The sequence below is a fragment of the Arenimonas sp. genome (genome assembly GCF_035721105.1).
Lineage (GTDB): Bacteria > Pseudomonadota > Gammaproteobacteria > Xanthomonadales > Xanthomonadaceae > Arenimonas.
Genome location: NZ_DASTNG010000040.1, coordinates 64578 through 84938, shown reverse-complemented (window position 1 = coordinate 84938; position 20361 = coordinate 64578). Strand labels below are relative to the sequence as shown.

General features: G+C 71.9%; 17 protein-coding genes. 5 read left to right on the top strand and 12 right to left on the bottom strand.

Features of this window, described 5'->3' with window-relative positions:
• Positions 1–837 precede the first annotated feature (837 nt).
• From VFQ84_RS05780 to VFQ84_RS05765, 4 genes are read left to right on the top strand one after another with little or no spacing between them, the layout of a single operon-like run.
• Positions 838–1797, top strand: a complete 960-nt coding sequence (locus VFQ84_RS05780) for an acetyl-CoA carboxylase carboxyltransferase subunit alpha (RefSeq protein WP_325130140.1) — start codon at positions 838–840, stop codon at positions 1795–1797.
• Positions 1798–1828: 31 nt separating this feature from the next.
• Positions 1829–3124 carry a tRNA lysidine(34) synthetase TilS gene (tilS, locus tag VFQ84_RS05775; protein WP_325130138.1) on the top strand — a complete coding sequence of 432 codons (1296 nt, stop codon included), beginning with the start codon at positions 1829–1831 and terminating at the stop codon, positions 3122–3124.
• Positions 3125–3156: 32 nt separating this feature from the next.
• A complete protein-coding gene (locus VFQ84_RS05770; protein WP_290888461.1) occupies positions 3157–3414 on the top strand; it encodes an exodeoxyribonuclease VII small subunit in 258 nt (85 codons plus the stop codon).
• On the top strand, positions 3404–4282 hold the full coding sequence (locus tag VFQ84_RS05765) for a farnesyl diphosphate synthase (protein ID WP_325130133.1): 879 nt from the start codon (positions 3404–3406) through the stop codon (positions 4280–4282). The genes VFQ84_RS05770 and VFQ84_RS05765 overlap by 11 nt, the downstream gene beginning before the upstream one ends.
• A 22-nt stretch (positions 4283–4304) precedes the next feature.
• Here VFQ84_RS05765 and VFQ84_RS05760 read toward each other — a convergent pair whose 3' ends face one another.
• Both VFQ84_RS05760 and pmbA read right to left on the bottom strand, forming a co-directional pair.
• The gene (locus VFQ84_RS05760; protein ID WP_414637004.1) at positions 4305–4616 is read right to left on the bottom strand and encodes a DUF4870 domain-containing protein; all 312 of its coding nucleotides are present in this window, start codon (positions 4614–4616) and stop codon (positions 4305–4307) included.
• A 124-nt stretch (positions 4617–4740) separates the two neighbouring features.
• Positions 4741–6099, bottom strand: coding sequence for a metalloprotease PmbA (gene pmbA, locus VFQ84_RS05755; RefSeq protein WP_325130129.1), 1359 nt, complete (start codon positions 6097–6099; stop codon positions 4741–4743).
• 35 nt (positions 6100–6134) lie between these two features.
• On the opposite strand from pmbA, the gene yjgA reads away from it, so the two are divergent.
• The gene (gene yjgA / locus VFQ84_RS05750; protein ID WP_325130126.1) at positions 6135–6677 is read left to right on the top strand and encodes a ribosome biogenesis factor YjgA; all 543 of its coding nucleotides are present in this window, start codon (positions 6135–6137) and stop codon (positions 6675–6677) included.
• 201 nt (positions 6678–6878) lie between these two features.
• On the opposite strand, the gene tldD is transcribed toward yjgA, so the two are convergent.
• The 10 genes from tldD to leuS all read right to left on the bottom strand — a co-directional run bounded on the left by tldD (position 6879) and on the right by leuS (position 20262).
• Complete coding sequence (gene tldD, locus VFQ84_RS05745) at positions 6879–8321, bottom strand: metalloprotease TldD (protein ID WP_325130124.1); 1443 nt, start codon at positions 8319–8321, stop codon at positions 6879–6881.
• Between the two features lie 81 nt (positions 8322–8402).
• Entirely contained in the window at positions 8403–12248 is a 3846-nt protein-coding gene (locus tag VFQ84_RS05740; protein ID WP_325130122.1) for a YhdP family protein, read from the bottom strand.
• Between the two features lie 7 nt (positions 12249–12255).
• The gene (rng, locus tag VFQ84_RS05735) at positions 12256–13737 is read right to left on the bottom strand and encodes a ribonuclease G (RefSeq protein ID WP_325130118.1); all 1482 of its coding nucleotides are present in this window, start codon (positions 13735–13737) and stop codon (positions 12256–12258) included.
• Positions 13738–13748: 11 nt separating this feature from the next.
• A complete protein-coding gene (locus VFQ84_RS05730; RefSeq protein WP_325130151.1) occupies positions 13749–14318 on the bottom strand; it encodes a Maf family protein in 570 nt (189 codons plus the stop codon).
• A 73-nt stretch (positions 14319–14391) separates the two neighbouring features.
• The gene (gene rlmH, locus VFQ84_RS05725; RefSeq protein ID WP_325130115.1) at positions 14392–14862 is read right to left on the bottom strand and encodes a 23S rRNA (pseudouridine(1915)-N(3))-methyltransferase RlmH; all 471 of its coding nucleotides are present in this window, start codon (positions 14860–14862) and stop codon (positions 14392–14394) included.
• A 152-nt stretch (positions 14863–15014) separates the two neighbouring features.
• Positions 15015–15416, bottom strand: a complete 402-nt coding sequence (gene rsfS, locus VFQ84_RS05720) for a ribosome silencing factor (protein WP_325130113.1) — start codon at positions 15414–15416, stop codon at positions 15015–15017.
• A gap of 31 nt (positions 15417–15447) precedes the next feature.
• On the bottom strand, positions 15448–16173 hold the full coding sequence (nadD, locus tag VFQ84_RS05715; protein WP_414637003.1) for a nicotinate-nucleotide adenylyltransferase: 726 nt from the start codon (positions 16171–16173) through the stop codon (positions 15448–15450).
• Positions 16104–17147, bottom strand: coding sequence for a DNA polymerase III subunit delta (gene holA / locus VFQ84_RS05710; RefSeq protein WP_325130110.1), 1044 nt, complete (start codon positions 17145–17147; stop codon positions 16104–16106). The genes nadD and holA overlap by 70 nt, the downstream gene beginning before the upstream one ends.
• Positions 17147–17638 (bottom strand): LPS assembly lipoprotein LptE, encoded by a 492-nt coding sequence (gene lptE, locus VFQ84_RS05705; RefSeq protein ID WP_325130108.1) that lies wholly within the window; start codon positions 17636–17638, stop codon positions 17147–17149. The genes holA and lptE overlap by 1 nt, the downstream gene beginning before the upstream one ends.
• A gap of 5 nt (positions 17639–17643) precedes the next feature.
• A complete protein-coding gene (gene leuS / locus VFQ84_RS05700) occupies positions 17644–20262 on the bottom strand; it encodes a leucine--tRNA ligase (RefSeq protein ID WP_325130106.1) in 2619 nt (872 codons plus the stop codon).
• Positions 20263–20361: the final 99 nt, after the last annotated feature.

The window sequence follows — 20361 nt, the reverse complement described above, 5'->3', positions numbered from 1 at the left end:
ATCCATCCATGGAGGCTTCTCGAAAACGTCCATGTTTTCGAGACCCCGGGAAAGGGACCTCGCGCACGACGCCCTCCGACCCTCCAGGGCCGGTGGATCGATCCTGAAAAGCCCGTGCGACATCGCGCGCGATCATGGCCGCCCGTCCAGCGCCAGTGGATCGATCGCGAAAAGCTCGTGTGTCCGAGGCGCTGCTTCCAGCCGACGGGTCGACGACGGACTCGAGTCAGTGAGCGCAGGGCAAAGGGAGCGCGCTGGGCGATCTGCGGACGGACTGTCGATTCCGCGATTCGGCTCGAATTCCAGAGCGGCGTTCATTCGACCAGACGAGCCGCGCCGCTAAAGCCGCGCACCAAAGACTCGCGGCAAAAGCCGGCATCCGGAAGACTCGCGGCAAAAGCCGGCATCCGGAAGACTCGCGACCAGGACCCACTGCTCTCTGCCCGCCGTTCCACACTAGCCGCAGCGCTTTCGCGCCCGATCTCCCGGCCCGGATACCCCGCGGTCCGTCGCACGCGAGGTCCTTTCCCCGGGGTCTCGAAAACATGGACGTTTTCGAGAAGCCTCCATGGATGGATCCACGGCGTCCCCGGGGAAAGGACCTCGCGTGCGGCGGACCCTCGCCGCGATCGATCCCGGCGCCACAGCGGCACGGCGGCACGGCGGCACAGCGGCACGGCAGCACGCCACCCGGGAGCCACGGCGCCACGAGGCCGGGGCCGCCGGGCCTGGGGGCCCGGCCTACAGAATCGGGGGCAAGAACGGATAGAATCCCCGGCTAGACCCTTTGCTCTAGACCGACGGCCCCAGGCTGGCGCGTCTGAACCGAGTACCCGCATGAATCCGAACTTCCTCGATTTCGAACAACCCATCGCCGAACTGGACGCCAAGATCCAGGAACTGCGCAAGGCCAGCACCGGCCCCGCGGTCAATATCGAAACCGAGGTCAACGGCCTGCAGGAGAAACTGCGCGCCCGCACCGCCGAGATCTTCAAGGCCCTCACCCCCTGGCAGATCTCCCAGCTGGCCCGGCACCCCCAGCGGCCGTACACCAACGACTACATCGGCCTGATGTTCGAGGAGTTCCACGAACTCGCCGGCGACCGCGCCTTCGCCGACGACGCCGCCATCGTCGGCGGCCTGGCCCGCATGGACGGCCGCGCCGTGATGGTGATCGGCCAGCAGAAAGGCCGCGACACCAAGGCCAAGATCAAGCGCAACTTCGGCATGCCGCGCCCCGAGGGCTACCGCAAGGCCCTGCGCCTGATGAAGATGGCCGAACGCTTCCAACTGCCCCTGCTCACCTTCATCGATACCCCGGGCGCCTACCCCGGCGTCGGCGCCGAGGAGCGCGGCCAGTCCGAGGCCATCGCCCGCAACCTGCTGGAAATGGCCGAACTCAAGATCCCCGTGATCTGCACCGTGATCGGCGAAGGCGGTTCCGGCGGCGCCCTGGCCATCGGCGTCGGCGACCGCACCCTGATGCTCGAATACAGCACCTACTCGGTAATCTCGCCCGAGGGCTGCGCCTCGATCCTCTGGAAGTCGGCCGACAAGGCCCGCGACGCCGCCGAGGCCCTGGGCCTGACCGCCAAGCGCCTGTTCGAACACGGGCTGGTCGACAAGATCGTCCCCGAACCGCTGGGCGGCGCCCACCGCGACCCGGCGGCGATGGCGGCGACGCTCAAGCAGGCCATCCAGGCCGAGCTGGCCGCGCTGGACCGCGATGACGTGCCGACGCGGCTGGAAAACCGCTACCAGCGCCTGCGCAGCTACGGCGCCTACGAGGCGGCCTGATTCCGCCCGGCGGCCGCCGACGCCAGCGCGCATGCCCCTGACATCGCCGCCGCCGTCGCCGGGCTGCCCGATCCGGGTCGCCTTCAGCGGCGGCAGGGATTCGACCGTCCTTCTGCACTGGCTGGCCTCCAGCCCGGCCGTGCGCGCCGGCGGGCTGCGCGCCCTGCACGTCGACCATGGCCTGCAGGTCGATTCCGCCGCCTGGGCGCGCCACTGTGCCGACGCCTGCCGCGCGCTGGGCGTGGACTTCGAATCGCGCCGCGTCGCCGTACGCGACGCCGGGGACGGCCTGGAGGCCGCTGCCCGCGAGGCCCGGTACGAGGCCCTGGCCGAGGGCCTGCAGCCCGGTGAACGGGTCGCCCTGGCCCACCACCGCGACGACCAGGCCGAAACCGTGCTGCTGCGCCTGCTGCGCGGCAGCGGCGACGGCCTGGCGGCGATGCGGCCGCTGCGGCGCTTCGGCGCCGGCTGGCTCTGGCGGCCGCTGCTGGACCAGCCGCGCGACGCCCTGGCCCGGTATGCCCGCGACCACGGCCTGCGCTGGGTCGAGGACCCGAGCAACGCCACACCCCAGGCCGACCGCAACTTCCTGCGCCTGCAGGTGATGCCGGCGCTGGCGGCGCGCTGGCCGGGCGCCGCCGCCGGCCTGGCCCGCAGCGCGGCGCTGCTGGCCCGCCAGGGCGAGCTGCTGGCCGGTGAAGACGCGCGGCGGCTGGCCCAGGTGCAGGGACTGGATCCGGGCACGGTGTCGGTGCCGGCGCTGATGGCGCTGGCGCCGGCCTGGCGCGACCGCGTCCTGCGCCACTGGCTGGCCACGCGCGCCCTGCCGCCGCTACCGCCGGACGGCCTGCGCGCGATCACGGACGAACTGGTGCCGGCCCGGGCCGACGGCGAGCCGGCCTTCGCCTGGTCGGGCGCGGTGGTGCGACGCTGGCGCGACCTGCTGTACGCCGGCCCGGCGCTGGCGCCGCTGCCCGAGGACTTCGCCTGCGCCTGGGATGGCCCCGCGCCGCTGTCCCTGCCCACCGGCGACACGCTCGCGCTGCTGCCGGGCGGGGCCTTCGAGGCGCCGCTGCAGGTCCGTGCGCGCCAGGGCGGCGAGCGCCTGGTCCTGCCCGGGCGCGCGCATTCGAGCGAACTCAAGCACGTGCTGCAGGACCTCGGCGTGCCGCCCTGGCTGCGGGCGCGGCTGCCGCTGCTGTTCGACGCCAGGGGCCAACTGCTGGCCGCCGGCGACGTCGCCCTGGCGGCGCCGCTGCACGACTGGCTGGCCGCCCGCGGCGCCTGCCTGCGCCTGCAGTCGCCGACGCCGCCGTGCCCACGTTGACCGCCCACCGCCTGCCCCCGCAAACTCCGCGCATGGCCGCCAAGACCCCCGCATCGCCGCCGTCCCCCGTCGCCCAGTTCGAGACCTCGCTCGACGAGCTCGAGCAGCTGGTGCAGAAGATGGAGAAGGGCGATCTCTCGCTCGACGATTCGCTCGCGGCGTACGAGCGCGGCGTCGGCCTCTACCGCCAGTGCCAGGGCGCGCTGGAGCAGGCCGAACTGCGCGTGCGGCTGCTCAGCGACCCGGCCGATCCCGACAGCGGCCAGCCGTTCCAGCCCGATGCCGGTTGATCCGGCCGCGGCGCGCTGGCTCCAGCGCGTCGAAGCCCGCCTCGAAAGCGCCCTGCCCCCGGCCAACGAGTCGCCGGCGCGCCTGCATGCCGCCATGCGCCACGCCGTGCTGGGCGGCGGCAAGCGCCTGCGCCCGCTGCTGGTTTACGCCGCCGGCGCCGCCACCGTGGCCGATGAACACACCTGCGATGCGCCCGCCGCCGCGGTCGAACTGGTGCACGCCTACTCGCTGGTGCACGACGACCTGCCGGCGATGGACGACGACGCCCTGCGCCGCGGCCGCCCCACCGTGCACATCGCCTTCGACGAAGCCACCGCCATCCTCGCCGGCGACGCGCTGCAGGCGCTGGCCTTCAGCGTGCTGGCGGAGGCGCCCGCCGACGCGGCGCTGCGCGTGGCCTGGCTGCAGTCGCTGGCCGCGGCCGCGGGCGCACGCGGCATGTGCGGCGGCCAGGCCCTGGACATGGACGCCACCGGGAACGTGCTGGCCCTGGCCGAACTGGAGCGGCTGCACGCCCTCAAGACCGGCGCGCTGATCCGCGCCGCGGTGCGCATGGGCGGACTGGCCGGCGGCGCCGACGCCGGCACGCTGGCGCGGCTGGACGACTATGCGTCGGCGCTGGGCCTGGCGTTCCAGATCCGCGACGACATCCTCGACGTCGAGGGCGACAGCGCGCAGTTGGGCAAGACCGCCGGCAAGGACGCAGCGCAGGACAAGTCCACCTACCCGGCGCTGCTGGGCATGGCGCGTTCGAAGGCGCTGCTGGCGGAGCTTTCAGAAAAAACAAAAGCGGCCCTGGGGCCGCTTGGCGACAAAGCCGGCGCACTGCGCCGGCTCGCCGAGTTCGCGGTGGCGCGGGCCAACTGACCCGCGCGACCGCCTGCGCCGCTTACTTGATCAGGCGCAGCGTGAACGGATACCGGTAGGCCGTGCCCTCGTTGGCCTTGAGCGCCGCGATGATCGTCAGGATCAGCCAGCCCAGGCCCACCACCAGCAGCATCAGGATGCCGATCAGGACCAGCGTGAGCACGCCGCTGACCAGGGCCGCGATGAAGACGGTGATGTTGAAGTTCAGCGCTTCCTTGCCCTGGTCATCGACGAACGGCATGGTGTCTTTCTTGATCAGCCAGACGACCAGCGGGCCGACGATGTTGCCCAGCGGGATGATCAGCCCGGCCAGCGAGGCAAGATGCGCCACCATGCCCCACGTCTTCTGTTCCTGCGTAACTTCGTTCATTGCATATCCCCTGCGGTGGTCGGCACCCACGGTGCCGTAGCCCGGGTAATTTCCGGTCTTGTGAAGGGGCTGTCAAGGCAACGCAGGATCAGGCCTCGCCGGCCACCATCATCCGGCCGACCAGGATCGAGCCGACCGAGACGTGCGAGCGCGGGTCGACGTCGGCGCCCACCGCCTCGATGCCCAGGAACATCTCGGCCAGGCGGCCGGCGATGGTCAGCTCGTCGACCGGATGGGCGATCTCGCCGCCCTCGACCCAGAAGCCCGCGGCGCCGCGCGAATAGTCGCCGGTGACGGTGTTGGCGCCCTGCCCCATCAGCTCGGTGACCAGCAGGCCGCGGCCCATGGCCCGGGCCATGTCCTCGAGCCCGGTGGCGTTGGCGCGGATCTCGAGGTTGTTGACGCCGCCGGCGTTGGCGGTGCTCTGCAGGCCGAGCTTGCGGGCCGAATAGCTGCCCAGCACGTAGCGCTGCAGGATGCCGTCCCGCACCAGGTCGGAATCCAGGGTGGCCACGCCCTCGGCATCGAAGGCCGAGGAGCGGAGGCCGCGCGGCTTGTGCGGCCGCTCGGCGATGGCGAACCAGGACGGCAGGATCTGCTTGCCGGCGTGGTCGAGCAGGAAGCTGGCGCGGCGGTAGAGCGAGCCGCCCGAGACTGCGCCCAGCAGATGGCCGACGAGGCTGCGCGCCATCTCCGGCGCGAACAGCACCGGGTACTCGCCGGTCCTGATCGGCCGCGGGTTGAGCCGGCGCAGCGTGCGCTCGGCGGCGCGGCGGCCGACCTGGCCCGGGGCTTCGAGGTCATCGGGCGACAGGGCGCTGGTGTACCAGTAGTCGCGCTGCATCTTGTCGCCGCTGCCGGCGATCAGCGACACGCTGAGCGAGTGGCTGGTGCCGCGCTCGGCGCCCAGGAAACCGTGGCTGTTGGCGTACACCGAGATGCTTTCGCTGCTGTAGGCACCGGCGCCGTCGGAGTTGGAGATGCGGGCGTCGGCGCCGCGGCCGGCGGCCTCGGCCTCCAGCGCCAGCGCGATGGCGCGGTCGGCGTCCAGCGGCCAGGGGTGCCAGCCGTCGAATTCGCGCAGGTCGGTGGCCATGCGGTCGGCGTCGGCCAGGCCGGTGGCCGGATCGGCTTCGGTGTGGCGGGCGATGGCGCAGGCCTGCTCGACCGTCGCGCGCAGGCTGTCGGGCTGCAGGTCGGCGGTGCTGGCGCTGCCCTTGCGCTGGCCGAAGTAGACGGTGAGGCCGACGCCGCGGTCGCGGGTGCGCTCGACGGTCTCGACCTCGCCCATGCGGACGTTCACGGACAGGCCGGCGTCCTCGTTCATGGTCACCTCGGCCTGGCTGGCGCCCAGCCGCGCGCACTGGTCCAGGACCTCGCGGGCCAGGCCCGACAGGCGGTCCATGCGGGCCAGGGAATCATCGGAAGCTGCGGTCAGGGGCTGCATGGGCGTATCCTTTCGCTCCAGGAAGGTGGTGGACGATGCACGAAGAAGACTTCGAAGACGAGGAACACGACTACGGCCCGAGCCGCAGCGAGCAGCGCCGCGAGGCGCTGGCGGTGCTGGACCTGGCCATGAAGCTGGTCGGGGAAAGCGATGCCCGGCTGCAGCAGATCCCGATGGACGAGGACCTGCTGGCGCTGGTGATCGCCTCGAAGAAGATCACCTCGCAGATCGCGCGCAAGCGGCAGATCCACTACCTGGCCAAGCAGATGCGGCGCCAGGACGACGAGGCGCTGCAGCTGATCCGCGCGGCGCTCGACCACGACAAGGCCGAAGGCCGCCGCGAGGCGCAGGCCCTGCACGAGGTCGAGTACTGGCGCGACAAGCTGGTGGACGACGGCGACGAAGCGCTTTCCGAGCTGCTGGCCAACCACCCGCACGCCGACCGCCAGCACCTGCGCCAGCTGGCCCGCAACGCGCACCAGGAACGCCTGAAGAACAAGCCCCCGCACGCCTACCGCGAACTCTTCCGCGAACTCCGCACCCTGCTCTCCGCCCCCGACGACGCGGCTCACGACTGACGGCGCGGGCCACGACCGGGCCACGCGGCTACGACCGGACGTCCACTTTCCGAACGCGGATAAGAGCGGATAGACACCGATAAGAGCGGCTAAGGAAGAATTCATTGGGGTGCGCTTTTCCAATGGGTCAATCCGCTCTTATCCGAATTGATCCGCTCTGATCCGCGTTCAATTCCTGAACCCTCAAACGCGCGGACAACGTCAGGCACGCGTGCCGCCAATGGTCATGGCGTCGATCTTGAGGGTGGGCTGGCCGACGCCGACGGGCACGGACTGGCCGTCCTTGCCGCAGATGCCCACGCCCTGGTCGAGCTGCAGGTCGCGGCCGACCATGCTGACGCGGGTCATGGCCTCGGGGCCGTTGCCGATCAGGGTGGCGCCCTTCACCGGGCGGGTGATCCTGCCGTCCTCGATCAGGTAGGCCTCGGTGGCCGAGAACACGAACTTGCCGCTGGTGATGTCGACCTGGCCGCCGCCGAAGTTGGGCGCGTACAGGCCCTTCTTCACCGAGGCGATGATCTCGGCCGGGTCGTAGTCGCCGGCCAGCATGTAGGTGTTGGTCATGCGCGGCATCGGCAGGTGCGCGAAGCTTTCGCGGCGGCCGTTGCCGGTCGGCGCCACGCCCATCAGGCGGGCGTTGAGGGTGTCCTGGATATAGCCGCGCAGGATGCCGTCTTCGATCAGCGTGGTGCACTGAGTGGGCGTGCCCTCGTCGTCGACGTTGAGCGAGCCGCGGCGCGAAGCCAGCGTGCCGTCGTCGACGATGGTGACGCCGGGCGCGGCCACGCGCTCGCCGATGCGGCCGGCGTACACCGAGGTGCCCTTGCGGTTGAAGTCGCCTTCCAGGCCGTGGCCCACCGCCTCGTGCAGCAGCACGCCGGGCCAGCCCGGGCCCAGCACCACCGGCAGCGTGCCGGCCGGCGCGTCGACCGCCTCGAGGTTCACCAGCGCCTGGCGCAATGCTTCCTTCGCCACCGCGCGCGGACGCCCGCCCGAGAACAGCTCGGCGTAGGAATAGCGGCCGCCGGCGCCGGAATAACCCTGCTCGCGGCGACCGTCGTGTTCGACGATGACCTGCACGTTGAAGCGCACCAGCGGCCGCACGTCCGAGGCCAGGGTGCCGTCGCTGCGCGCCACCAGCACGGTGTCGACGCCGCCCGACAGGCTGACGATGACCTGCTTCACACGCGGGTCCTGGGCGCGCAGCCACTGGTCGACTTCGCGCAGCGCCTGGATCTTTTCGTCGGTGGCCATGCCGTCGATCGGGTCCACCGGCGCGTACAGCTCGCGGCCGCGCACCAGCACGCGCTGGCCGCCGCCGGCCTGCTGGCCGCTGCGGCTGATCGCCCGCGCCGCCGAGGCTGATTCGAGCAGCGCGTCGGCGCGGATGTCGTCGGAGTAGGCAAAGCCGGTCTTCTCGCCGCTGACCGCGCGCACGCCCACGCCCTGCTCGATCGAGTGCGAACCGTCCTTGACGATGCCGTCCTCCAGGCTCCAGCCCTCGCGCCGGCTGTGCTGGAAATACAGGTCGCCGTAGTCCACGCCCGGACCCATCAGCCGGCCGAAGGCCGCATCCAGGCCGTCCAGGCCAAGGCCACCGGGCGTGAGCAGGCGCGACTGGGCGAGTTGCAGGGTATCGGTCATGGGCGGATCGCGTGCGTGGACAAGGGCATAGCCTGACAGATGCGGGTCCGCGCGAGGTGATTCAACCGTGTAGAGCGCGGGCTAGCCAGGTTCGACGGGCGCGGGGGACGGCGCAGCCCCGGGGTCGCGGGTGGTCGGCGGCGGCCCCTTCTCGACCACTTCGATCACCGGCTCGGCCCAGGGCCCGGTGATCCGGTAGACCGTGCGGGCCGCCTGCTTGAGCGGCTTCTGCAGCACGGCCTGGGCGACCGCGCCGACCGCGGCGCCGACCGGGCCGCCGGCGATGGCGCCGATCACCGGCAGGGCGCCGCCGGCCTTGGGCAGCACCTCGATGCGCTGGTCGTAGCGCTGCGCGCGCAGGTCGGTGTCGCCGCTGACGCGGATCTCGGCCGCCGGGCCGTTGATCTGCAGCAGGTCGGTGCTGGCGCGGCCGTCGGCGAACACGAACTCGCCCTTCATGGTGTTGAAGCCGAAGCCCTTCTCGAAGAAATCGCTGAAGTCGAGGCTGAGCCGGCGCGGGATCTCGGCCAGGCTGATCAGGCCCAGCACGCGGCCGCTGCCGCCGGGCTCGACCTCGAGCAGCTGGCCTTCGCCGACTTCGACCGCCAGCCTGCCCTCGAAGCGCGCCAGCGCGAAGGCGCCCGGCGAGCCCGGCCATTCGCCTTCGAGCCGGCCGCGGGTCTCGCCGTCCTCGACCATGCCGGCCAGGCCGAAGGCGCCGAGCATGTCGCCCAGGCTGTCGGCGCCGAACTCGACGCTGAAGCGCGAACGGCTGGTGCCCTCGCCGTCGCGCAGCCACTCGCCGCGCGAGCGCAGCTCGATCGCCTCGGACGTGGTGTCGAAGCGCTCGATGCGCAGGCCTTCGGGGATCGGCTGCGCCTGCAGGTCGGCCACGCCCAGCGCCAGCGCGCCGAGCCGCAGGTCCTGCACGTTGAAGCGAAGCGGCGGCAGCCGCGACGGATCGTCGCTGCGGCCCAGCGCCAGATCGGCCAGCTGCTCGGGCGTGGCTTCGGGCTTCTCCGGCCAGTGCAGGCGGGCGAAGCGGCCGTCGATGCCCTGCGACAGTTCGCGCGGAATGGTGAGGCTGCCGGAGACGGCCGGGCCGTCGAGCGAGAGCCGGGTCCGTTCGGCCTCGCGCACCAGCTGCAGGCGGCTGTCCGGGAAGCGCGAGCCGAGCAGGTCGAGCCGGGCGACCTGCAGGTCGACCTGGCGCAGGCCGCCGGTGCCCTCGCCCTGCGCCGCGAAGGCGATCCAGCCGGCGGCGTCCAGCGTTTCGGTGCGGCCAAGTGCCACCAGGCCCTGGGCCGGCACCGGCGCGGCGTCGCCGGGCCCGAACTGCAGCACGCCGTTCATGGCCCGGTCGCTGCCCATGCGGCCGCGCAGGCGCAAGGTGTCGCCGAGCTGGACGCTGACCTCGCCGTCGGCGAGCGGCAGCGGCGCCTTCAGCCTCAGCGGCCAGGTGGCTTCCGCCGGCTTGGCCAGCGGCGCCGGCAGGCCCACGGCGGTGCCCGCGAGGTTGGAGTCGATGCTCAGCCGCGAGGGCGCGGCCGGCTGGCCGGGCACGGCCTGCGGGATGTCCACCGTCACCGACCAGGTGCTGCGTCCGACCAGGTAGGGATCGAGCCAGGCCAGCGGCGGGTGCCGGTCGAGCAGTTTCTGCGCGGGGAAGTCGCCGACCAGGCTGGCGCGCGCGGCCAGCCCCGGGTCACCGACGTAGTCCTCGCCGACCAGCAGGCTGAAGCGTGCGGGTTCGCCTTCGAAGTCCACCTCCAGTGCCTCGGCGGCGAAGCCCCGGTCGCTGAAGCGGGTGCGGCCGCGGACGTTGCGCAGGTCGATGTCCCAGCGCGGATCGAGCAGGCGCGCGCCGTCGAGATCGATGCGGCCCTCGATGCGGCGGCCACCGAGGCGCGCGGCCAGCGGCAGGTCCAGGGCCAGCGTCACTTCGGCCGGGCCGCGGATGCTGGCGTTGAGCAGGTGGTCTTCGAAGCGCGCGCGCAGCGGGCTGGCCAGCATCAGCGCCTGCAGCGATTCGCCGGCCGCGGGCGCCTCGATGTCCAGCACCAGCCGCGGATCCCGGAAGCTGGCGATGCCGCCGGCGACGCGGCGCACGCGGTTGCCCAGGATCATGCCCTGGCCCTCGAGCGTCATGCCGGGCCCGTCGAAGGCGACGTCCAGGTCCATCGCCTCGGCCACCGGCCACTCGGGATTGAAGTTGACCCGGGCCTGCGACAGCCGCGCGCGGGCGTCGAAGCGCCCCTCGCCGTCGCGGAACGGCCAGTGGGAAAGATCGCCCGACAGCACCGCCCGCCCCTGTTCGACCGAACCGCCCTCGAGCGCGCGGTCGAGCCAGTCGATGGTGGTCTGCGGCATCTTGCCCTGCACCCAGAACTTGCCCGCCGCCTGCACCGGCGACGGGTCGACCACCGCCGCCAGGTCGACCCGCGGCCGCGCGCCATCGCCCGGGAAATGCACTTCGGCGCGGACGCGTGCGCCGAAGTCGGCGCCGCGCACGCGCAGGTCGCTGGCACCGGCGGTCCACAGGTCGCCCTCGCGCCACCAGCCCAGGGTGCCCCCGAGGCGGAAATCGATGGGCTGGCGGAATCGCGGCCAGTCGAAGCGCGCCGGCCCACCGGACAGCCTCAGCACGCCGCCCGCCTGGTCGTAGGCGACGTTGCCGCCCAGGCCCTGCACGCCGGGACGGTCGCCATAGGGATCCCAGCCGACCGACTCGATGCGCGCCGTGCCGGACCAGTCGCCGCGGCGCCCGTGCACCTGCACGTCGTGCAGCACGCCGTCGGGCGTGGCCTCGTGCAGCCACTGGCGCAGGCCGGTCGGCACCGCGTCGGACAGCGTCGCCAGCGCCCGGGCCGGCGCCAGGTCCATGCGCGGCGCCTGCAGTGCGAAGCGCTCGCCGCCGGCCAGCCACAGGCCGTCGAAGCTGTGCGGGTCGCGGCGGCCCGCTTCGTGGAAGTGCAGCTCCGGCGCATGCAGCTGCCAGCCGTTGCCGTCGACCTGCCAGCGCGCCAGCAGGTCGGCCCGTTCGAAGGCCACCGGCGGCGAGCCGAGCGCGCCGCCGCCCTCGCGGTGCCAGGGCGTGCGCGCACCCAGCGCCAGCGGCGCGAATTCAGCGCGGCTGCGCACGTCCATCACCCGCTGGCGGTCGATGCGCGCCCACAGGTCGAGGTCGCCGGCGCCGGCCACCACCAGCCCGGTGTCGGCCAGCAGCGGCGACCACTCGTCGAGCCGCAGCGACTCGCCGCCGGCCCACATCGTGCCGGTCCAACCGTCGCGCTCGAGATCGACCACCGCCTGCAGCGGCGTGCCCTCGTCCACTGCCCGGGCGCGTACGCCGGCCAGCAACCGGTTGCCGCTGACGCGCAGCCGCAGGTCGACCCGCGGCAGCTGCAGCTCGCGGCGCAGGGACGGCGAACGCACGGCCAGGCGCGCGCGCTCGACCTGCAGTTCGCCCAGCGCCTCGAGGGTATCGAGCGGGTCCACCGCGGGATCGGGCTGGAACGGCAGGCCGACCATGCGCCAGCGCCGGTCCTCGCCCTGCTCGAGCACCAGCGACAGCTCGCGCACCTTCAGTTCAGTCAGCGGGGCGCCCGGCAGCAGGCCCGAGTACACGGCGACCAGCAGCTCCGCGCGGCCGATGTCCAGCCGGCGACCGTCCGGTCCGATGCGCAGGCCGTCGAGCGTGAAGCGCGGTCCGCGCCGGGTCCATTCGCCGCGCGCGGCGGTGAACGACACCGGCTGGCCGATGCGTTCGGACAGCCAGGCGGCGACCTGGTCGGGATGCCGCTCGACCAGGGGCAGCAGCTGGTTCAGGCCGCCGACCACGGTGGCGGCGAGGATCAGCAGCACCAGCAGCCCGTAGCCGGTGATGCGGCGGGCGTGGCGGATCCGTCGGCGCAGCGGCGAGATCATCCGTGGCTCAGAGCAGGACCACGTCGTACTGTTCCTGCGCGTACTGGTCGTCGGCCTGGAAGCGGATGGACTTGCCCAGGAACTCCTCGAGCTCGGCCACCGCCGCCGACTCCTCCTCGGTGATCTTCGCCACCACCTTGGGCGAGGCGATCACCAGCAGCTGCGAGGCCTCGAACTGGCGGACGGCGCGGGTGATCTCGCGGAACACCTCGTAGGTGAGCGTTTCCGGCGTCTTCAGCGTGCCGCGGCCGCCGCACTCGTGGCAGGGCTCGCACAGCTGGCGCTCGAGGCTTTCGGTGGTGCGCTTGCGGGTCATCTCCACCAGGCCCAGCGGCGAGAACTCGTGCACCGAGGTGCGCGCGTGGTCGTGCAGCAGGCCTTTCTCGAGCGTGCGCAGCACCTGGCGGCGATGCTCGTCGTCGGTCATGTCGATGAAGTCGATGATGATGATGCCGCCCAGGTTGCGCAGCCGCAGCTGGCGTGCCACCGCCTGCGCCGCCTCGAGGTTGGTGCGGTACACCGTTTCCTCCAGGTTGCGCTGGCCCAGGAAGGAGCCGGTGTTCACGTCCACCGTCGTCATCGCCTCGGTCTGGTCGATGATCAGGTGGCCGCCGGACTTGAGCGGCACCTCCTTCTGCATGGCGCGCAGGATCTCGTCCTCGACGCCGTAGAGGTCGAAGATCGGCCGCTCGCCGGCGTAGTGCTCGATGCGCTCGGCCAGGTCGGGCATGAACTGGTTGGCGAAGGCGGTGAGCTTGTCGAAGGCCTCGCGGGAATCCACCCGCACCTTGTCCACTTCCTTGCGCATCAGGTCGCGCACGGCGCGCAGCGGCAGCGCCAGGTCCTCGTAGATGCGCTGGCCGACCTTGGTGCTGGCGCTGGCCGCGCGGATCACGCCCCAGGCGCGCTGCAGGTAGGCGACGTCCTCGGCCAGCGCCTCGTCCGGCTGGCCCTCGGCATTCGTGCGCACGATGTAGCCCTGGCCGGAGCCGTTGGACAGGGTCGCCATCAGCGCCTTGAGGCGCGCGCGCTGCGCCTCGTCCTCGATCCGCGCCGACACGCCCAGCACGCGCGAGTGCGGCAGGAACACCAGGTAGCGCGACGGGATCGAGATCTGGGTGGTCAGGCGCGCGCCCTTGCTGCCGATCGGGTCCTTCACCACCTGCACCACGATCTCCTGGCCTTCGTGCACCAGCGAGTTGATGGTCGGCGGCGGGCCGGGCGGCGGCGCCTCGTCGCCCTCGCCGGGCTGGGCCAGCGGCAGCTTGAGGATGTCGGAGGCGTGCAGGAAGGCCGCGCGCTCCAGGCCGATCTCGACGAAGGCGGCCTGCATCCCGGGCATCACCCGCTGCACCCGGCCCTTGTAGATATTGCCGACCACGCCGCGGCGCGAGGCGCGCTCGATGTGCAGCTCCTGCAGCATGCCGTTCTCGACCACCGCCACGCGGGTTTCGCGCGGGGTGACGTTGATCAGGATTTCCTCGGACACGCGCGTCCCTCTCAGGCAATGGCGCCGAAACCGCGCAGCAGGCGCGCGGTCTCGTGCAGGGGCAGGCCCATCACGCCGGTGTAGCTGCCGGCGAGGTGGGCGACGTGGGCGCCGAAACGGCCCTGGATGGCGTAGGCGCCGGCCTTGCCGAAGCATTCGCCGGTGGCGACGTAGGCGGCGACCATGGCGTCGTCCAGCGCTTCCACCCGCACCTCCGACACGCTGCTGGCATGCGCCTCGCGGCCGGCGCTCACCAGCCACACGCTGGAGATGACGCGATGGGGGCGGCCCGACAGGTCGCGCAGCATGCGCGCGGCGTCCGCGGCGTCGGCGGGTTTGCCGAACACGCGGTCGCCCAGCACCACTTCGGTGTCGGCGCCGAGCACCACCGCGCCCGGGGTGGCCATCACCGCCAGCAGGCCGGCGCCGGCCTTCTCGCGGGCGACGCGGCTGACGTAGGCCTCGGGCGGTTCGCCGGGCAGGCGCTGTTCCGGCACGTCGACGTCGAGCAGGCCGAATTCGACGCCCAGCTGGGCCAGGAGGTCGCGGCGGCGCGGGGATTGCGAGGCAAGGTAGAGCATCGCCCAAGCATAGCCGCTGGCACCGTCCACGGGCAGTTCCCGCGTGCGCCGCTTCAGCGTGCGGCAGGCAAGTTCAGGCGCGGTGGTAGGGATGGTTGGCGAGCAGGCTGGCGGCGCGGTAGAGCTGTTCGGCCAGCACCAGGCGCACCAGCATGTGCGGCAGCGTCAGCGGCCCCAGCGACCAGCTCTCGCCGGCGGCGGCGATCACCTCGGGCGAGTGGCCCTCGGGCCCGCCGACCAGGAAGGCCAGGTCCCGGCCCTGCTGGCGCCAGTGCTCGAGGCGCTGGCCCAGCTGTTCGGAGGAATAGGGTTTGCCGCGGCCGTCGAGCGTGACGACATGGGCCCCGCGCGGCACCGCCGCCAGCACCCGCTCGCCCTCCTCGGCCATCGCCCGCACCGCATCGCGGCCCTTGCCGCGCATCCCCGGCGCCACTTCCACCAGTTCCAGCGGCAGCCAGTGCGACAGCCGCTTCTGGTACTCGGAAAACCCGCTGGCCACCCAGTCCGGCGCCCGCTCCCCCACCGCGATCAACCGCGCCTTCATCGCGGCCCGGAACCAAAAGCATCGAACGCGGATAAAAGCCGAAAAGGGCGGATAAAAGCGGATCCTTGGAATTCAGTCCAAATCATCCGCTTTTATCCGCCCTTTTCAGATCTGATCCGCGTTCGAAATACGGCGCCCGTTCAGCGCGAGGCTCAGGGCGACGCCGGCTCCTCGGGCGGCTGGTCGCCGACGGTCCAGAGGCGTTCGAGGGCGTAGAACTCGCGGACGCGGGGCAGCATGACGTGGACGATGACGTCGCCCAGGTCGACCAGCACCCATTCCGCCTCGCGTTCGCCTTCGACGCCCAGCGGCATGACGCCGCACTTCTTGGCGAAGCGGACCACTTCGTCGGCCACCGACTTCACGTGCCGGGTCGAAGTGCCCGAGACCACCACGAGGTAGTCGGCGATGCTGGTCTTGCCGCGCACGTCGATCTCGACGGCATCCTTCGCCTTCATCTCCTCCAGCGCCAGGTGCACCTGCTTGAGGATGGCTTCCGGCGACGGGGCCGGGTCGGGCATCTGGGTCTTGATGACGTGGGCTTGGGTGGTCAACGTGGCGCTCGAATCGGAAAGACGGGCCGCATTATACGCCCGCCGGGCCCGGACCGCCCCGATAGAGCCCTTCCCGGTCGATGTAGGCCGCCACGGCCGGATCCAGCCAGGCCTCCCGGCCCGCGTCCGCGGCCAGCGCACGCCGGATCTGGGTGGCCGAGGCCGGATGCAGGGCCATGTCCAGCCGGTACAGTCGGCCGGCCGGGGCCGCGGCCAGGTCGGCCGGGTCAGCGTGCCAGCGCCCGGTGCAGGCCGCCTGCAGCGCCGGCGGCAGGGCGTCCAGCGCGTGGCCCGGGCGGACCGCGACCACGAAATGGGCCAGGTCCATCAGGGCTTGCCACGCGTGCCAGTCCGGCAGGCCACGGAATGCGTCGGCGCCCAGCACCCAGGCCAGCGGGGCGTCGGGGCCGCGCTCGGCGCGCAGTTCGCGCAGGGTGCCGACGGTGTAGGACGGCCCGCTGCGCAGCAGCTCGCGCGGGTCGACCCGGAAGCCGGGCTCGCCGGCGATCGCCAGGGCCAGCATCTGCGCACGCTGGGCGGCGCTGGCGCCGGGTGCGGCGCGGTGCGGCGGATCGGCCGCCGGCACGAAGGCCAGGTCGGTGCCGAAGACGCCGCGCGCCGCCCGCGCCACCGCCAGGTGGCCGGCATGGACCGGGTCGAAGGTGCCGCCGTAGAACAGCGCCAGGCTCACGTCGCCAGCAGGCCGCGGGCGCGGGCGTCTGCGATCGCCGCCAGCAGCCGCTCCAGCCGCAGCCAGGGATCGCCGCCGCCGCGGCCCTTGGCGGCGCGGTCGATGGCGCCGCACTCGGCCGCGAAGGCCTCCCAGCGCGAGGGCGGATGGCGCTCGATCGCCCTTCGATACATCGCCTGCTTGCTCTCCCAGACGCGGGCCTCGCGCATCGCCGACATCACGTTGCCCGACTCGGCGGCGCGTGCGATCGCGCACAGCGACAGCACTTCCTTGGCCACCATCGGCATCAGCCCGGCGACCTGGTCGCCCTCGGCGCGCAGGCCCGCCAGCATCCGCACCGCGCGGGCGGCGTCGCCGGCCAGCGCCGCGTCGACCAGCTTGAAGACATCGAAGCGCGAGGAATCCGCGACCAGCTGCTCCATCTGCGCCAGGTCGATGGCCTGGGCGGTGGGACCGCGCGTGCCGCCGACCAGCAGCGCCAGCTTGTCCACTTCCTGGGCCGCCGCCAGCAGGTTGCCTTCGACCCGGTCGGCGAGGCGCTGCACGGCATCCGGCGTGGCGACCAGGCCGCGGCTGCGCAGGCGACGCTGCAGCCAGTCGCCCAGCTCGTGGGTCTTGAGCGGGTATACCGGCAGGAAGTGGCCGGCGCGGGCGATCGCCTCGCTCCACTTCCCGGCGTGGGTCTTGCTCCAGTCCTGGGCCGTGATCAGCAGCACCGTGTCGGGCGGCGGGGATTCGCAATATTCCCGGATGGCCTCGCTGCCGTCCTTGCCCGGCTTGCCGGTCGGCAGGCGCAGGTCGAACACGCGGCGGCTGGCGAACAGGCTCAGCGAGGCCATGCCCCGCGTCAGCGTGTTCCAGTCGAAGCCACCCTCGGCGTCGTAGACCTCGCGCTCGGTATAGCCCTCTTCGCGGGCACGGGCGCGGATGGCGTCGGCGGCTTCCTGCACCAGCAGCGGTTCGCCCCCGGCCACCAGATAGACCGGGCGCAGCGGTTCGCCGGCGAGCTGGCGCTCCAGGCGGTCGGCGCGCAGTTCCATCAGTCGGCGCGCAGCACCGCGTCCAGGCGCCGCAGGATCGCGGCCTGCATCTCGCGGCGCAGCTCTTCCTGGATCAGCGCCTGCTCGGCCGGGCTGCCGGCGGAGGCGACGCTGTCGTAGGTGTATTCGCGGGTGAGCTCGATGTCCTGGGCGGGCACCCGCACGGCGCCGTCGGCACCGACCAGCTCGAAGCGCACCCGGTAGGTGCTCTCGTACTCGCGCACCTGGGCCAGCCGGTCCAGCGCCAGGGGCCGCGTGCCCATCGCCTCCGACAGCACCCGCAGCACCGCCGCCGGCTGGCCATCGACGGCCGGCGCGGCGCCGGCGCGCGTCAGCGCCACCGACAGGCCCTGGCCCAGCGGGCTGTAGGGATCGCTGGTGGACACCTTCACCGGCCCCAGGTCGTCGGCGAGTGCCAGCGTCGCGCGCGGATGGAAACCGCAGGCGGTGGCGACCGCGAGCAGGCAGACCAGGACCAATAGACGCTGCATCAGCTTCACCCCGCGACGATGTTGACGATCTTGCCCGGCACCACGATAACCTTGCGCACCGCCAGGCCCTCCAGGAACTTCTGCACGTTCGGCTCGGCCAGGGCCAGGGCTTCGATCGTGTCCTTGCCGGCGTTCACCGATACCTCGATGGTACCGCGCAGCTTGCCGTTGACCTGCACCGCCAGCGTGGCCGCCTCGCGCACCAGCGCGGCCGGATCGGCCTGCGGGAAGGCAATGTCCTCGAGCGTGGCCTCGGCGTGGCCCAGGCGCTGCCAGAGTGCGTGCGACGTGTGCGGCGTGATCGGATTGAGCAACAGCACCACCGCTTCGAAGGCCTCCTGGCGCAGGGCCCGGGCGGCGTCGCTGGCGTCGTCGAACTTCGCGATCGCGTTCAGCAGCTCCATCACCGCGGCGATCGCGGTGTTGAAGGTGTGGCGGCGACCGTAGTCGTCGCCGACCTTCTGGATGGTCTCGTGCAGCTGGCGGCGCAGCGCCTTTTGCGCACTGTCGAGCGCGGCCACGTCCAGCGCCGGCGCCGGGCCCTCGGCCACGTGCCGGTGCACCTGGGTCCAGAGCCGGCGCAGGAAGCGCGCCATGCCCTCGACGCCGGCCTCGTTCCACTCCAGGCTCTGCTCGGGCGGCGCCGCGAACATCGAGAACAGGCGCACGGTGTCGGCGCCGTACTTGTCGACCATGGTCTGCGGGTCGACGCCGTTGTTCTTGGACTTGGACATCTTCTCGGTGCCACCGATGCGCACCGGCTGGCCGTCGCTGCGCAGCACCGCGCCGGTGGCGTGGCCCTTCGGGTCGCGCTGCACGTCGACGTCGGCCGGGTTGTGCCAGTCCTTGGAGCCGTCGGCGTTGTCGCGGAAGAAGGTGTCGGCGATCACCATGCCCTGGCACAGCAGGTTGGTGGCCGGCTCGTCCGTCGTCACCAGGCCCGCGTCGCGCATGAGCTTGTGGTAGAAGCGGAAATACATCAGGTGCATGATCGCGTGCTCGATGCCGCCGATGTACTGGTCGACCGGCAGCCAGTAGTTGGCGCGCTCGTCGACCAGGTCGGTGGCGCCCGGCGAGGTGTAGCGCGCGTAGTACCAGCTCGACTCCATGAAGGTGTCGAAGGTGTCGGTCTCGCGCTCGGCGGCGCCGCCGCAGCCCGGGCAGGTGGTCTGGCGCCAGGCCGGGTCGGCCTTGATCGGCGAGGCCATGCCGGTGAAGGCGACGTCCTCGGGAAGCACGACCGGCAGCTGGTCTTCCGGCACCGGCAGCGCACCGCATTGCTCGCAGTAGATCACCGGGATCGGGCAGCCCCAGTAGCGCTGGCGGCTCACGCCCCAGTCGCGCAGGCGGAAATTGACCCGGCGCCGGCCGAGGCCTTCGTCGGCCAGCTTTTCGGCGAACGCATCGAACGCGGCCTGGAAGCCGAGGCGATCGAAGGCGCCCGAGTTCACCACGTGCATGCGCGGGTCGGTCTTGTCGGCGTACCAGTCCTGCCAGGTGCCGCTGTCGTAGGTCTCGCCTTCGATCGCGATCACCTGCCGGATCGGCAGGCCGTACTTGTGCGCGAACTCGAAGTCGCGTTCGTCGTGGCCGGGCACCGCCATCACCGCGCCGGTGCCGTAGCCCATCAGCACGAAGTTGGCGACCCACACCGGCACCTTGTCGCCCGAGACCGGGTGGATGGCGTGCAGGCCGGTGAAGACGCCCTTCTTCTCCTGCGTCTCGAGCTCGGCCTCGGTGACGCCGCCGCGGCGGCATTCATCGATGAAGGCGCGGACGTCGGCATTGCCCGACGCCGCCCACAGCGCCACCGGGTGTTCGGCCGCGACCGCGACGTAGGTGACGCCCATCAGGGTGTCGGGGCGCGTGGTGAAGACCTCCAGCGGCTCGGCCAGGCCGTCGATGGCGAAACGGATCTCCAGGCCTTCGCTGCGGCCGATCCAGTTGCGCTGCATGGTCTTGACCGCCTCGGGCCAGCCCGACAGCGTGTCCAGCCCGTCCAGCAGCTCCTGGGCGTAATCGGTGATCTTGAGGAACCACTGCGGGATCTCGCGCTTTTCCACCAGCGCGCCCGAGCGCCAGCCGCGGCCGTCGATGACCTGCTCGTTGGCCAGCACGGTGTGGTCGACCGGGTCCCAGTTCACGACCGAGTTCTTGCGGAACACCATGCCCTTCTTCATCAGGCGGGTGAACATCAGCTGCTCCCACCGGTAGTACTCCGGGGTGCAGGTGGCGAACTCGCGGGTCCAGTCGTAGGCGAAGCCCAGGCGCTGGAGCTGGCCGCGCATGTGCTCGATGTTCTTGTAGGTCCACTTCGCCGGCGCGGTCTTGTTCTTGATCGCGGCATTTTCGGCCGGCAGGCCGAAGGCGTCCCAGCCCATCGGCTGGAGCACGTTGAAGCCCTTCATGCGCCGGTGCCGGCTGATCACGTCGCCGATGGTGTAGTTGCGCACGTGGCCCATGTGCAGCGCCCCCGAGGGATAGGGCAGCATCGAGAGGCAGTAGTACTTCGGGCGCGAGGTGTCCTCGCGCACGGCGAAGGCGGCCGTGGCCTGCCAATGGGTCTGCGCGGCGGATTCCACCGCCTTCGGGTCGTAGGCGCTGGGGTCTTGGATGTCGGACATGGGTTTGGGGCGGGAAAAAACAGGCGTCCAGCGTAACAAATCGGCGCGCCCGCGGGCGCGCCCCGCCCGGTCCCCGGCGGCGCCGGCGGGGCTTGACGG

What these genes read in the sequence shown, in the direction of transcription:
- VFQ84_RS05780 (WP_325130140.1), top strand. Translation starts at nt 838, where the DNA reads ATGAATCCGAACTTCCTCGATTTCGAACAACCCATCGCCGAACTGGAC.
- tilS (WP_325130138.1), top strand. Translation starts at nt 1,829, where the DNA reads ATGCCCCTGACATCGCCGCCGCCGTCGCCGGGCTGCCCGATCCGGGTC.
- VFQ84_RS05770 (WP_290888461.1), top strand. Translation starts at nt 3,157, where the DNA reads ATGGCCGCCAAGACCCCCGCATCGCCGCCGTCCCCCGTCGCCCAGTTC.
- VFQ84_RS05765 (WP_325130133.1), top strand. Translation starts at nt 3,404, where the DNA reads ATGCCGGTTGATCCGGCCGCGGCGCGCTGGCTCCAGCGCGTCGAAGCC.
- VFQ84_RS05760 (WP_414637004.1), bottom strand. Translation starts at nt 4,616, where the DNA reads ATGGTGGCGCATCTTGCCTCGCTGGCCGGGCTGATCATCCCGCTGGGC.
- pmbA (WP_325130129.1), bottom strand. Translation starts at nt 6,099, where the DNA reads ATGCAGCCCCTGACCGCAGCTTCCGATGATTCCCTGGCCCGCATGGAC.
- yjgA (WP_325130126.1), top strand. Translation starts at nt 6,135, where the DNA reads ATGCACGAAGAAGACTTCGAAGACGAGGAACACGACTACGGCCCGAGC.
- tldD (WP_325130124.1), bottom strand. Translation starts at nt 8,321, where the DNA reads ATGACCGATACCCTGCAACTCGCCCAGTCGCGCCTGCTCACGCCCGGT.
- VFQ84_RS05740 (WP_325130122.1), bottom strand. Translation starts at nt 12,248, where the DNA reads ATGATCTCGCCGCTGCGCCGACGGATCCGCCACGCCCGCCGCATCACC.
- VFQ84_RS05730 (WP_325130151.1), bottom strand. Translation starts at nt 14,318, where the DNA reads ATGCTCTACCTTGCCTCGCAATCCCCGCGCCGCCGCGACCTCCTGGCC.
- rlmH (WP_325130115.1), bottom strand. Translation starts at nt 14,862, where the DNA reads ATGAAGGCGCGGTTGATCGCGGTGGGGGAGCGGGCGCCGGACTGGGTG.
- holA (WP_325130110.1), bottom strand. Translation starts at nt 17,147, where the DNA reads ATGGAACTGCGCGCCGACCGCCTGGAGCGCCAGCTCGCCGGCGAACCG.
- lptE (WP_325130108.1), bottom strand. Translation starts at nt 17,638, where the DNA reads ATGCAGCGTCTATTGGTCCTGGTCTGCCTGCTCGCGGTCGCCACCGCC.
- leuS (WP_325130106.1), bottom strand. Translation starts at nt 20,262, where the DNA reads ATGTCCGACATCCAAGACCCCAGCGCCTACGACCCGAAGGCGGTGGAA.